The following is a 12,829-nucleotide window of genomic DNA, read 5'->3' on the forward strand; positions in this document are numbered from 1 at the left end:
CTCTCAGCCTTTCGTGCGGATCAGGATGTTCATGAACTTGTCGACGACCGCACTCATCCCGGCGGGAATGACGGTGGTGGCGTCGAACTGTTCGACGATTGCCGGTCCAGACAGTTCGGCGCCAGCGGCAAGGGTTTCGCGTTGATAGATGTCGGCATCGTAGGCCTTGCCATCGAACCAGACCTTTCGCCGGCTCGTCGGCTCGGGGAGATGCGAGGTGGCCTCGTACTCCGGGATGGCCGCCTTCGGCACTGTCCCGATGGCTTTCACGGCGATCCGGAAGATCGAGACCGGAGCCTCGTCGCGGCGGAAGTTGTATTCACGCTCGTGCTCGGAGTGGAAGGCCTCGATCAGATCGGAAATACGATCGATCCGCGCCGGGGCCGCAACCGATAGAGAGCGCCACTGTCCCTGGTACATCATCTCGACACTGCGCTGGAGGATCATGTCGGCCTCGGGCACGCCCTCATGCGCCAGGCGCTCGACGGCACTTTTCTCCATGCGCAGGAAGGCTTCCTCGATGTCTCTGGGATCGGTCGCCGCGGCGCTCGCCATGAAGCTTTCGGAGAAATCGTGCTGGACGTCGACGAGGAGGCAGCCGAGTGCCGAGGTGACGCCCGGATTGGGGGGTACGATTACCGTCGGAATGGAGAGTTCCCTGGCAACCGCGGCGCCATGCAGCGCCCCTGCCCCGCCAAAGGCAACCAGCGCGAAATCACGCGGGTCATAGCCGCGGCTGATCGACAGCAGCCGCACCGCATTGGCCATGTTGGCATTGGCGACGGCGATGATGGCTTCGGCTGCCTCGTGCAGGCCCATGCCGAAAGGCTTTGCAACCGTCTCTCTGACCGCGGTTTCGGCCAAGGCCGGATCGAGGGTGATCTTGCCGCCCGCGAGACTGGTCCCCAGCCGTCCGAGCACGACGTTGGCATCGGTGTTGGTCGCGGTCACATTACCGTTCTTGTAGCAGGCCGGCCCCGGATAAGCGCCCGCCGACTGGGGGCCGTTGCGGAGCGAAGCGCCCTCGTCGCGCCAGGCCAGCGAACCGCCGCCGGCACCGATCGTCAGAACCTCGATGGAGGGAAAACGGATCGGATAACCGTACTCGATGTACCAGTCCTTCGTAATGCGCGGCTCGCCGTTGAAGACCAGAGAAACGTCGGTCGAAGTGCCTCCCATGTCGAAGCCGATGGAATTCGGGTAGCCGCAGAGGTTCCCGATGAAGCGGCTGGCGATTGCCCCGGCGGCGATTCCCGAACCGGCGAGGCGAGCCGAGAAGTCCTTCACGCTTCCGGGCGTCATCACGCCGCCTCCTGTATGCAGCAGGAGAAGATCGCGCTCATATCCGGCTGCGGCCAACTTCTCGCTCAGGCGGGAGACGTAGTCGACGACGACGGGGGCACAGACGGCATTGGCCATGGTCGTCGAAAAGCGCTCATGTTCGAATATCTCCGGCATCACCTCTGAGGAAATGGACACCGGCACGTCCGGCATCGCTTCCTTGAGAATTGCGCGCATCCGCCTTTCATTAGCGCCATTCACATAGGAGTTCATGAAGCAGACGGCGATCGACTTCACGTGCCGCTTTTTCAAGACCTCCGCTACGCGGCGGGCATCCTTCTCGTTCAACGCCTCGAGCACGGTTCCCTCGGCATCGACGCGCTCCCGCACCGTCAGGCGATCGCGACGCGGAATGTAAGGCTTGGCGACATCCTTGTAGGTGTCCCACAGGTCCTCCTTGTTGGCGCGGCGGATTTCCACCACGTCCCGGAACCCTTCGGTGCAGACCATGGCGGTCCGCGGCAGGCGGCGCGTGATCAATGCATTGGTTGCCACGGTCGTGCCGTGCGAGAACATCGACACTTCGCTGAGGTCGATTTTCCCCTGCTCGACCCCGTTCAGGATCGCGACCATCGGATCATCGGGAGTGGACGATGTCTTTTCGATGCGGATGGCACCGCTATCCTCGTCCATGATGCAGATATCGGTAAATGTGCCGCCGACATCGACTGCAACTCGGATCTTCTTCATGTTGGCTCCTATGGTGTCAGGCGCAGGCAAGGCTCCGCCCCGCGCCGGAAAGTCCGGCGCGTCGGGTTCATAGAGATGGATTAGTGGTTTCGAGCGGGCTCAGTCCTGCGCCGAGGCGGCCGCCACGGCCTGTCGTCGCGCCTCGGTCGGCGTTACGCCGAAACGCGCCCGATAATGCTTGCAGAATTGGGACTGGTCGGCGAATCCCCAGCGATAGGCGATTTCCGCGACCGAGCGTTTGCTGCTGGTTACTGCGAGTTCTTCAGCGCAGCGGTTCAGGCGATTGTCCCTGATGAAGCTGTTGATCGACTGATCGCTGTCCGAAAAAAGCCGCTGCAGGTAGCGCAGGGAGATTCCGCAAGCATCCGCGACCGATTGCGGTCTGAGGGCGGCATCCTTCAAATGGTCACGAATATATTGCTCCGCGCGCTGCAGATGCGCTGCCCGAATAGGAGAGACCGTACTGTCGAGAACCCGCTCGTCGCTGCGGATCGCAAGGCAGAGCATATCGAGGATATGCATTCCCGCAGCCTCGCGTGCCGCCTCGCCGATATGGTCGATGTGGGCGACTGTCGTCTTGACGGTATCGATGAAATACGACGCCACGCCCTGTGTTGCGTCGAAGATCAGCGCACCGATGCGTTCGGCCGACCCGATGCGCGAGCGCACGCTTGCCGAGGAAACCTTGAGCACCCAGAGTGAGTTCGCCTTGCCGTGCCAGAACTCGTAAGGCGCATCGCCACGCTCCACTAGGAAGCCGCCAACGCCGCATCTCGCCGTGCGGGATCCTTGGGAAAAATTCACCTCGTTCAGCTCGGGGATCGTGATCAGGATGCTGCTGTCGCGTTCATTCAGGAAATGGCGGCGATGGCGACGGTAGAGGATTCCGTCACAGCGCATCTTGGACAGGCCCACGATGCCGAGCGACCAGGTCTCGAGGCTGCCGGAGAACTCGGCACGATTGCGATATTCAGTATCGAGCGGGAAGTAGGTTTCGGTAACAGCCTGCTGCCAGGCATCCGCACCCCAATTGGTGATCCCGCCACTGTCGACGACGTACTTCATGTTCACCCCTCTTGATGACCGGTCTTTCGCCGGCTTTATTTCTTTGGAATGACTTTACACCGATCGATCGGATTTGCTTGGTCAAAAGCGTATAATTTTTCTGCGTCTCACGCCCACCGATCGCGCGATCTACCCAGCCGTTGAGGCGGGCTGCGGCTGCAGCCCCCACGTCACCGTGCGCGCGAGCGCAACATGTCGAAGGCGGCGCCGAGGATCAGGATGGCACCGACGACCACCGGCTGAAGCTGTCCGTTGATCTGCAACAGGTTCATGCCCACGGACAAACCGATGACGAGCAGGGAGCCCAGAGCAGGGGCCAGCACCGTCCCCCTTCCGCCGCGAAGCGACGCGCCTCCGACCACCGCGGCGGCGATGCTGCCAAGCACGAGGTTGGTGCCGAGATTGGGTTCTCCGGAGCCGATCTGCGCGGTCATCAACAGCCCTGCCAGCGCCGCGAGCAGGCCGCTAGCCACATAGGCGAGGCAGAGATGCAGCCGGACCTTGAGGCCGGCGGCATGAGCCGCCGCCGGACTGTCGCCCAGCAAGTAGAGCACACGTCCCGGCGCCGTCGAGGACAGCACGACATGAAGCGCCAGTCCGACGAGGACGGCGATCGTTACTGGTGCAGGCAGGAACAGCCACCAAGCCTCATTGAAGGCGAAGGTGAAAGTCCGTGGCAGGTCGAAGATCGGGAACCCGCCCGAGATGGTGGTGGAAAGACCGCCAAAGATGCTCATAGTCGCAAGCGTGGCCACAAAGGGATTGATCCTCCCATAGGCAACGAGCGTCCCGTTAATCGCGCCGATTGCGGCACCGATCAGGAGGCCTGTTGCGACCCCCGCCACTACGCCGGTAACGGGCCCGGCCGTCGCCGTTACGGCGGTCATCACCATCGAGGCCGCGACGGAAACGAGCGAGACGCATGCGCCGACCGACAGGTCGAAGCCCCGGGTGATCAGCACGACGAGCTGTGCTGCGGCAAGAAAAAAGAAGAGCGCGCCCTGCTTCAACACGTTGGCGATATTGCCGCTCGACAGCATCGCCGGTTCCACGAGCCCGAACCCCAGGAACACCGAAACGATGACCGCCGGCAACGCCAGTTGCATGAGCGAGTCCCGCGGCCGGATCGATGTCAGTTGCAACGACTTAAACATCGGACGTCTCCATGGTGGCGGCGCGAGCCTCGACCCAGACGGCAATCAGCACGACCAGGCCGATCACAATCACATGATATTTGCTGTCGATGCGGGCGAGGCTCATGGCATTGCTGAGGACTGAAAGAAACACCGCACTGAAAACGATGTTCTGCACATTGCCGACACCGCCCTTGAGCGAGACGCCGGCTATGACGGCGACCGAAATGCTCTGCAGCATCAGATTGCCCCCGAGTGTGGCCTCGCCCGATCCCACTCTCGCCGTCAGCAGTATACCGGTCACTCCGGCCAGCAGAGCGCCGATGACATAGGCCGCGCAGATATATTTGCGGGTGTCGATGCCGGTTTGGCGGGCGGCCTTCTCGTTGCCGCCGACCGCGTAGAAATATCGCCCGTGGCGGGATTGGCTCTGCAGGTACCAGAGCGCGAGCACGACTGCGGCCGCGATGAAGGCAACGCCGGGAATTGCGAGGAGCCGCCCATTGCCGAGGATCTCTAGGAACAACGGGGGAAGGTTGTAGATCGGGCTGCCGCCGGTGACATAGGCAGCCAATCCGGTGGCGATCGACATCGTACCGATCGTCACCATGAAGGGGGAGATTCGCCCAAGGCTGACAAACAATCCGTTGCACAGCCCGAGCAGCAAGGCAGGGATCAGGCCGGCCAGACATCCAAGGACCAGCAAGCCGACGCCGGCCAGCCCCCAGTCAGCCAGGAACACCAGCGCCATTGCTGTGCTGACGCTCGTGAGAGCGACGACCGCGCCGACCGAAATGTCGAAGCCGCCGACGATCATCACCATCATCTGGCCTGCAGAGATCACGGTCAGAAAAGAGGCGTTGCGCAGCACGTTCATCAGATTGGCTGCTTTCAGAAACCGCGGCTCGTACAGCGCTGCCATCAGACAAGCCGCGATCAGCATCAGGGGCAAGCCGGCAGACCGCCCCAGTCGGACGGCAGTACGTCCTCCAAGCAAAGCAAGGCTTGTCATCTGTTCACCCCTTTCCGTTGGCCACTGTGTTGTCGAAGAACAGAGACAGGACCGCATCCTCAGTGGCCTCTGTGCCCTCCAGCGACCCGACGACAGCACCCTCGCGCATCACCAGGAGCCGATGCGACAGATGGAGCACCTCCGCCAGTTCGGAGGAGGCCACGACGACGGCCTTGCCGCTTTCGGCGAGCGATTTGATCACATCGTAGATTTGCAACTTCGCCTGGACATCCACGCCGACAGTGGGTTCGTCGAACAGGTAGATGTCGAAACCGCGCGACATGCCGCGGGCGATCATGACCTTCTGCTTGTTGCCGCCTGAGAGCTGGTCGGGCGTGGCGTTCAGGTCGGGGGTGCGTATCTTCAACCTGTCGACGATCTCGCGCGTGAAGGCGCGCTCTGCCTTCAGGCGCAGGCCGAACGCCCGGCGCGAGAACTCTGGCACATCGAGGGCCGCCATGGTCGCGTTGGCGCCGATCGGCTGGTGCATCGCCAGGCCCTCGCGGCCGCGGTCGGCCGGAAGATAACAGATCCCCGCCGCAATCGCCTCGCGCGGGCCGTTGCCGTGCAGGGTCCGGCCGCAGACTTCGATCTTGCCGCCCGTGGGTTGCTCGAGGCCGAAGGCGGCGCGGATGACTTCGGATTTGCCGCAGCCGGCGAGGCCGGCCAGCCCCAACACCTCACCGCCGCGGATCTCGAAGCTCACATCCTTCGCCAGGCCGCGCGGCAGCGACAGGTCTTCGATCCGCATGAGCACGGGACCGACGTTGCGGATGATCTCGGGGTAGAACTTTTCGAAGGTTCGTCCTGTCATCAGTTCGATGAGTTCGCCATGCGAGGCGCGTTCGCGCGGCAGGGTGGCGATGTGACGACCGTCCCTGAGGACCGTGATCCGGTCGGCGAGGCGGTCGATCTCGGCCATGCGATGCGAGACATAGACGATGCCCAACCCCTCGTCGCGAAGCTGCTCGACCATAGCCAGGAGCCGGCCTGCTTCGTGATCGGTCAGCGATGCCGTGGGTTCGTCCAATACGAGGACGCGGCATTCGAGGAGCAAGGCTTTGGCGATCTCGACCATCTGCTGATGGGCGCGCCGCAGGCCGGACACGCGCGCGGCCGGCGGTATGTCGAAGCCCAAACGGTCGAGCACCGCGCGCACCCGCTTGCGCATCTCGGACTTGGCCAGCCGACCGTTGCGGGTCAACTCGTGCCCGAGGAAGAGATTCTCCTCCACCGTCATTTCGGGAATGAGACTGAATTCCTGAAACACGACGCTGATACCGCGCCGGCGCGCCTCGGCGGGCGACAGGCCCGCAACGTCCTGGCCGAAGAGCTCGTACCGGCCGGAATCGAATTTCTGAACGCCGCAGAGAATCTGGATCAGCGTCGATTTCCCGGCGCCATTCTCTCCGAACAGAACGTGCACCTCGCCCGGTCGCAGATCGAAGGTCACATCCTTCAGCGCCTGAAATGCGCCAAAGGACTTGCATATTCCATGGAGTTGCAGAAGCGGCCGCGCCGTTTTGCCTTGCGAGCCCGGCTCGCAAGGCAAGGTGGTCTCAAGCGACAACACCGGCATTATTCCACCGAGTAGACCGGCGACCAGTCGGCCGGGGCGAATGTGCGTGTCAAATCCAAGTCACCAATGTTGGCGGATGTAACGACGGTCATCGTCGGCGAGAGATGATTGTAATGCTCCTTGCCTTCGAGAATACGAACGGCGAGATCGACGGCGATGCGCGCCTCCATGACGGGCGATTCCGTAACCGTGGCAGTCACCTTGCCGGATCCGATCAGATCGACGATCCCCTCGTTGGAGTAGTAAGAGGCGACGACGGCATCCTCGATGCCGGCGGACTCGAGCGCCTGGCCAGCCACTTCGGCCGTCACGGCGGTGCCGAAGATCACATTCACCTCGTCATGGGCCTGCAGCACGTCTTCGACGAGACGGAGCTGCTCGCTTTTTCCCGTATCTCCGTATTTCGCCTCGAGGAGCTCCACCGAGGAGCCGGCGATTGCGCGTTTCACGCCTTCAGTCGAGGCTTCGGCCCAGCCGGAACCCTGGGGCCCCGGGAAATGAACCATCTTCATGGGCTGGCCAACTGTCATATCGACGATGAATTTGGCGCCGGCCTCGGCCGCGTCGTCGTAATTGGCGAAAATCTTGGCATCGACCAAATCGCTTTTCAGCGGATTGATGACACCGACCTGTACCACGCCCTTCCGCTTTCCTTCCTCCACGCTCTTGGCGAGACCGGCTTCGGAGATCGCGCCGATGATGATAGCGTCTACCCCTTTAGCGAGGCAGTCGTTGTATTGTGAAACCTGCTTGGCCGCCTCGGTATAGCCGCCGGCCTCGAGGATCGTGGCGCGAACTCCCAGTTTGCGGGCCTGGTCAACGATGCCGTAGTTGACCCCGATCCAGTAACTGTCCTTCATGTGCGGAAACAGCACGCAAATATTCCATGGCTTTTCCGCCTTTTCCAAGCCGGTATACGCCACCGTTTGCGGCTTATCCCCATTGATGCTGACCACGTCGAATGGCCAGATATCTCCCGCTTGCGCAATCTGGGCAGAGCTTGCAAGAAGGGCAGTGAGAAGGAAGGTAAAACCCCGATTTGATTTCATTAATTGTTCCCCTTTGTTTGTTTGCGGCCTCTAACGGCCAGGTTCGGATGCCGCGTGGAAATTTTTACTTGTTTTATTGGCCGGTGCAGAATATAGCGCGACGGCGCATATCCTGATTGGTTTACAGCGACTCAACTTTTATTAGGAAGCGCACATTTTCCTGATTGCCGCACCATTTTCGGCAAACGTCTGTTGAGACCGTCGAGGAGATTGCGCCGATCACGACAAGCTCAGCGCCGCTGGTCACGCAGTCCTCGATTTGGCTGATCTGCTTGGTAAGCTCTGGATAGCCGCCGGTGTCGACCAGGTTCATCTTGACGCCGATGTCCTTGGCCCGGTCGGCGACGTCATAGGATACCAAGTGGCGGCGGATACCGAATTGCCGCGACGAGCGCAAGCGCCGCCGTGGCGAAACCATGTTTCGCAAGCATCGTCATATTGTTGTTCCCTCTGTTCGGGTTGGAACTACTGTCAGTTCAGGCTTCGTCGCAGTATTTCGAGGAGGGCTGCCCATTCGGCGCGGGCGGCCAGCGCCTCCTCCATCGTCACCTTCACGAACCGGGTAGGCGTATGCGGCTGCAATTGTCCGATCAGGTCCATGTCGGCGGAGATCACCGTGCCGACCATGAAATAGCCGCCGCCCGAAACTGCGTCCCGGTGCAGGATGATCGGCTCGGTCCCGCCCGGCACCTGGATGGAGCCATAAGGGTAGCAGCTATCGACGATGTTCGACGGATCGGAGCCCGCGCCGAAGGGCTGTTGGCGCTCGACAAACTCGAGCTTGCGCCCGCCTCGAAAGCGATAGCCCATGCGGTCGGCCTCGGACGCGACTCTCCATTCGTCGGCGAAAAAGTTCTCCTGGGCTTCCTCCGTAAGCCTATGCCAATAAAGACCCGGAAGTACTCTCAGTTCGGCAGGCGTACCAGGCTTGCGGCGAAGCTCTTCGGCCACGGTCCGGCCTTCGCTGGCAAGGCTTCCTTCCCCAACGGGGAGCACGTCTCCGGCCGCGATCGGCCGTCCCTTGAAGCCGCCCAGAGCGCCAATCGGATAGGTCGAGCGGGAGCCAAGCGCCACCGGCACGTCGATGCCGCCGGAAACGGCGATGCAGATGCGGGCGCCGGATTTGAGGAAGTCGAAGCTCAAAACCTGTCCTGCCTCGACCTTGAAGGCCGTCCAGCCGGGCTGGAGGACTCCATCGACCTTTGCCGGCATGTCGGCACCGGTCACCGCAACGAGCGCGTCCGCGGCAAACTCGAGTTTGGGGCCAAGGAAGACCGCTTCGAGACCCGCGGCGCCTTCGTCATTGCCTACGAGGAGATTGGCCGATCGCATGGCGTAGCGGTCCATCGCGCCGCCGACCGGAATGCCGAGATGGAAATACCCGGGCCGGCCGAGATCCTGGACGGTGGTCGCGAGGCCGTGATGAAGCACCTTAATGGCCATAAAGCATGCCCTCCAGCTTGGCGTTATAGCCATCGATGTCCTTGTGGAACTCGGCAAGGTCGAAGCTCACCTCGCGGATCGGCGGCGCAAAGCGGCCATGGTCGACATCCTCGACCGCCTGGTCATAGGCCTCACGGTCTATGGACTTGAACTTCACGATGTCGCCGGGCCGGAAGAACACCATGAAGTCGCTGAGGTAGCTGGTCGTCTGGGTAGGATCGAAGATCGGCATGGGAGTGATGCCGAACATCTGGTAGCCACCGGCGCCGCGCACCGAATAGATGCAGCCGAAGCAGCCGCCATGGCCGATGGTCAGGCGCGGCGTATCGGTTCGCGGCCTCAAGTATTTCGGCACCTCGATCTGCCGCCGGCGCTCGACCATCTGGTACATGAAGGGCAGGCCCGCGACGAAGCCGACCATGGAGACGAACCAGGGCGAGCCGGAATGGGCGGCAATGAACTCCTTGACCGAGGCGTAACTGTTGATGCGAGCGGCGTACTCGAGGTCGGTGCCGTTTGGATCCTGATGACGCTCGCGAAAGCGCATCAGCGTCTCGTGGGTCCAGGGATCGTTGTAGAAGACCGGAATCTCGACAATACGCGTCTTGATGACCGGCTCGGCCTTTTCCGCGGCGCCCTCGATGGCCCGCACTTCCTTCTGGAGATCATCCGGGTGGATGATGTCGGGATCGAACTTGATCTGGAAGGAAGCGTTTGCCGGACAAATCTCGGTCACGCCCCTGATGCCGCTCTCGCGAACGCCGTTCACCATGGACAGGCTCTTGAAGAATGCTTCGAGCGACATTTCCTCGCTGCACTCGACGAAGAGGTGCTCATCCCCTCCGAAGCTGTATCGGGTCGTCATCAGGCAACCTCCGCGGTCCTGCCGGTCTCTCCGGCAAATTCGGTCTCAAGCCACTGCTCCAGGAAGCGGGTATGGAAGGCCCCGCCCTTGACAGCGGGATCACCTGCGAGTGCCTGATGCAAGCCGACCGTGGTCGGCGGGCCGACGATCGTGAGGTCGGCGAGCGCCCGGGCAAGCCGGTCAAGACATGCGTCCCGGTTCTCGGCATGCACGATCAGCTTGCCGACGAGCGAGTCATAGAAAGGCGGGATCGCATAGCCTTCGTAGAGCATGGTGTCGAAGCGGACACCTTCGCCTGCTGGCACCACCAACCGATCGATCCTGCCGGGGGTCGGCAGAAAGCCGCGGACCGGGTCCTCGACATTGATCCGGCATTCGACCGCGTGGCCGGCGATCTTCACCCGCTCCTGTGCGATCGAGAGCTTGGCGCCGCCGGCGATCCTGATCATTTCGGCGACGAGGTCTATACCGGTGATCATCTCCGTGACGGGATGCTCGACTTGGATGCGGGTATTGACCTCGATGAAGTAGAATTCGCCAGTCTCGTCGTCATACAGATATTCGACCGTGCCTGCGCCCCGATAGGAGACTTCCCTCGCGAGCGCCACGGCACTTGCGCAGAGCTTTTCGCGTGCATCCTGTGGCAGCAAGAATGACGGTGCCTCCTCCCAGACCTTCTGCCGGCGGCGTTGGAGCGAGCATTCACGCTCGTAGCAGTGGATGAAATTCTCTCCATCGCCGAGAATCTGCACTTCAACATGGCGGGCGCGGGTGATGACCTTTTCAAGATAGAGTCCGCCATCGCCGAAGGCAGCGAGCGCCTCGGCCGACGCCTGGGGGAAATGCCGCTCTAGGTCGGCCCGGTTGTTCGCGACGCGAATGCCGCGTCCGCCGCCGCCTGCGGCCGCCTTGATCATCACCGGATAGCCGGTCCTCTCGGCAACGGCAGTCGCCTCTTCAAGGCCGTCGATCCGCCCGGCACTGCCCGGCACTGTCGGGACACCGGCACGAGCGGCAACTTCGCGGGCCGCCACCTTGTCGCCTAGGAGCCGGATCGCATCCCCTTTCGGCCCGATGAAGGTCAGGCCTGCGGCTTCGACCGCGTCCGCGAAATTCGCATTTTCCGAAAGGAAACCGTAGCCCGGATGAACGGCATCGACGCCCGCCGCCTTCGCCGCCGCCACGACCGCCTCGATGTTGAGGTAAGACTTCCTGGCAGCCGGCGGTCCGACCTCGACCGCTTCGTCCGCAAGCTTCACGGCCAGCATGTCGACATCCGCGGCGCTGTAAATCTGTACGGTGCGGATGCCGAGCGCCTTGGCCGCCTTGATGATGCGGACCGCAATCTCGCCGCGGTTGGCTATGAGGAGCGATCGGATCGTCATGCCTCGACCTCGGCAATCACCTGTCCGGCCATGACCGGTTCTTCGTTGTCGACCAGAAAGCGGATTGCCTTGCCCTCTACACCGGCCGACAGTTCCTGGAATGTCTTCATCACCTCGATAATACCGATCGTGTCAGGAGCGGCGACGCTGTCGCCATCCGCCTTGAAGGGGGGCACGTCGGGGGCCGGAGAGCGGTAGAAGGTTCCTGGAAGGGGGGATCGGATTTCCGTTTTGCTCATGTCACTCTCCGGTTGGTAGGTCAGCGGCTGGCGATATCCGACACGGGCGCGATGCGGATGCCTTCCGCCGTCAGCGCCTCGCGCATGTGGCGGACAATATGGAGCGCCCCCGGCGTGTCGGAATGAAAACAGATGGTTTCGAAGGAAATGTCGATGTCCTTGCCGGTCACCGCCCTCACCTTGCCCTCCGTGCAGGCACGCAGGACCTTGCGGGCGATCACTGCCGGATCCGGCCGACCGGCATCCCGGGTAAACACGATCGAGCCGCTCTCGTCGTAATCGCGGTCCGCATAGAATTCGCGAGCCGCGCGATGCCCGGCCTCCACGGCGGCCGTATAAGTAGCCGAGATGTCCATGCAGAAGATGAGGGCGTCAGGTTCCGCCTTGCGCATGTACTGCACGAAGATCTGCGAGAGCTCCGGATTGGCGGCCATCTCCATGTAGAGCGCGCCGTGCGGTTTCACATGCTGGAGACGCGCTCCGTGGCGTCGGGCGAACTCCTTCAGGGCTCCGACCTGGTAGACGACGTCATTGACGAGTTCCTTAGCCGTGCCCGCGATCTTGCGCCGTCCAAAGCCCTGCAGATCGTTGAAGCCAGGATGGGCGCCGATCGCGACGCCGTGATCAGCGGCAAGGCGCACGGTGTCGTCCATCAGGTTCGGATCTGCCGCATGGAAACCGCAGGCGATGTTAGCCGAACTGATTAGGGGCATCAGTGTTCCATCATCGGCATCACCGATCCGCCAGCGCCCAAAGGCTTCGCCCATATCGCAATTGATGTCCACCACGTCACGCAATGCCGGATCCTTCTCTTCGGGCAGTCCCGGGTCGTTCGCTTTTTTCTCAACCCTCAAAAAAGCTAGGGGTAAAAACGGCATTTGAAAAATACAATTTTCTGTGCATCGATATCGAAAAAACAGAACTCGTCGCTGATTTGGCAGCCACGTTAATTCCCCATTTATTCAAGGCTCTGGCACAATACTGCCTTGCCGGCGGCAAGAAAGTGCCACTCGAAAAGGCAGTGTTTC

At 61.9% G+C, this 12,829-nt stretch carries 12 protein-coding genes; all 12 read right to left on the bottom strand.

Annotation, left to right across the window (positions count from 1 at the left end; genetic code table 11):
* Positions 1-3: 3 nt before the first annotated feature.
* Positions 4-2,031 (bottom strand): hydantoinase/oxoprolinase family protein, encoded by a 2,028-nt coding sequence (locus tag SJ05684_RS24120; RefSeq protein WP_034858413.1) that lies wholly within the window; start codon positions 2,029-2,031, stop codon positions 4-6.
* Between the two features lie 99 nt (positions 2,032-2,130).
* Positions 2,131-3,096, bottom strand: a complete 966-nt coding sequence (locus SJ05684_RS24125) for a helix-turn-helix domain-containing protein (RefSeq protein ID WP_034858412.1) — start codon at positions 3,094-3,096, stop codon at positions 2,131-2,133.
* Between the two features lie 170 nt (positions 3,097-3,266).
* Positions 3,267-4,250: an ABC transporter permease gene (locus SJ05684_RS24130; protein ID WP_034858410.1), complete on the bottom strand. Its 984-nt coding sequence runs from the start codon at positions 4,248-4,250 to the stop codon at positions 3,267-3,269.
* Positions 4,243-5,241: an ABC transporter permease gene (locus tag SJ05684_RS24135; RefSeq protein ID WP_157212008.1), complete on the bottom strand. Its 999-nt coding sequence runs from the start codon at positions 5,239-5,241 to the stop codon at positions 4,243-4,245. Before SJ05684_RS24135 ends, SJ05684_RS24130 begins: the two co-directional genes overlap by 8 nt.
* Before the next feature lie 4 nt (positions 5,242-5,245).
* Entirely contained in the window at positions 5,246-6,820 is a 1,575-nt protein-coding gene (locus SJ05684_RS24140) for a sugar ABC transporter ATP-binding protein (RefSeq protein WP_050980167.1), read from the bottom strand.
* Positions 6,820-7,869 (bottom strand): TMAO reductase system periplasmic protein TorT, encoded by a 1,050-nt coding sequence (gene torT, locus SJ05684_RS24145; protein ID WP_034858409.1) that lies wholly within the window; start codon positions 7,867-7,869, stop codon positions 6,820-6,822. Before torT ends, SJ05684_RS24140 begins: the two co-directional genes overlap by 1 nt.
* A 121-nt stretch (positions 7,870-7,990) precedes the next feature.
* Entirely contained in the window at positions 7,991-8,182 is a 192-nt protein-coding gene (locus tag SJ05684_RS31075) for a hypothetical protein (protein WP_193354435.1), read from the bottom strand.
* A gap of 158 nt (positions 8,183-8,340) precedes the next feature.
* Positions 8,341-9,312, bottom strand: coding sequence for a 5-oxoprolinase subunit C family protein (locus tag SJ05684_RS24155; RefSeq protein ID WP_034858405.1), 972 nt, complete (start codon positions 9,310-9,312; stop codon positions 8,341-8,343).
* Positions 9,302-10,177, bottom strand: a complete 876-nt coding sequence (locus SJ05684_RS24160; RefSeq protein WP_034858402.1) for a 5-oxoprolinase subunit B family protein — start codon at positions 10,175-10,177, stop codon at positions 9,302-9,304. Before SJ05684_RS24160 ends, SJ05684_RS24155 begins: the two co-directional genes overlap by 11 nt.
* Positions 10,177-11,562: an acetyl-CoA carboxylase biotin carboxylase subunit gene (locus SJ05684_RS24165; protein WP_034858401.1), complete on the bottom strand. Its 1,386-nt coding sequence runs from the start codon at positions 11,560-11,562 to the stop codon at positions 10,177-10,179. The genes SJ05684_RS24160 and SJ05684_RS24165 overlap by 1 nt, the downstream gene beginning before the upstream one ends.
* Positions 11,559-11,801, bottom strand: a complete 243-nt coding sequence (locus SJ05684_RS24170) for an acetyl-CoA carboxylase (RefSeq protein ID WP_034858399.1) — start codon at positions 11,799-11,801, stop codon at positions 11,559-11,561. Before SJ05684_RS24170 ends, SJ05684_RS24165 begins: the two co-directional genes overlap by 4 nt.
* A gap of 20 nt (positions 11,802-11,821) precedes the next feature.
* On the bottom strand, positions 11,822-12,598 hold the full coding sequence (locus SJ05684_RS24175; protein WP_034858397.1) for a 5-oxoprolinase subunit PxpA: 777 nt from the start codon (positions 12,596-12,598) through the stop codon (positions 11,822-11,824).
* Between the last annotated feature and the right edge of the window lie 231 nt (positions 12,599-12,829).

This window comes from Sinorhizobium sojae CCBAU 05684, assembly GCF_002288525.1.
GTDB lineage: Bacteria > Pseudomonadota > Alphaproteobacteria > Rhizobiales > Rhizobiaceae > Sinorhizobium > Sinorhizobium sojae.

Coding starts and splice junctions, on each gene's coding strand:
- SJ05684_RS24130 (WP_034858410.1), bottom strand. CDS start 4,250: ATGTTTAAGTCGTTGCAACTGACATCGATCCGGCCGCGGGACTCGCTC.
- SJ05684_RS24125 (WP_034858412.1), bottom strand. CDS start 3,096: ATGAAGTACGTCGTCGACAGTGGCGGGATCACCAATTGGGGTGCGGAT.
- SJ05684_RS24155 (WP_034858405.1), bottom strand. CDS start 9,312: ATGGCCATTAAGGTGCTTCATCACGGCCTCGCGACCACCGTCCAGGAT.
- SJ05684_RS31075 (WP_193354435.1), bottom strand. CDS start 8,182: ATGAACCTGGTCGACACCGGCGGCTATCCAGAGCTTACCAAGCAGATC.
- SJ05684_RS24140 (WP_050980167.1), bottom strand. CDS start 6,820: ATGCCGGTGTTGTCGCTTGAGACCACCTTGCCTTGCGAGCCGGGCTCG.
- SJ05684_RS24120 (WP_034858413.1), bottom strand. CDS start 2,031: ATGAAGAAGATCCGAGTTGCAGTCGATGTCGGCGGCACATTTACCGAT.
- SJ05684_RS24160 (WP_034858402.1), bottom strand. CDS start 10,177: ATGACGACCCGATACAGCTTCGGAGGGGATGAGCACCTCTTCGTCGAG.
- torT (WP_034858409.1), bottom strand. CDS start 7,869: ATGAAATCAAATCGGGGTTTTACCTTCCTTCTCACTGCCCTTCTTGCA.
- SJ05684_RS24170 (WP_034858399.1), bottom strand. CDS start 11,801: ATGAGCAAAACGGAAATCCGATCCCCCCTTCCAGGAACCTTCTACCGC.
- SJ05684_RS24165 (WP_034858401.1), bottom strand. CDS start 11,562: ATGACGATCCGATCGCTCCTCATAGCCAACCGCGGCGAGATTGCGGTC.
- SJ05684_RS24135 (WP_157212008.1), bottom strand. CDS start 5,241: ATGACAAGCCTTGCTTTGCTTGGAGGACGTACTGCCGTCCGACTGGGG.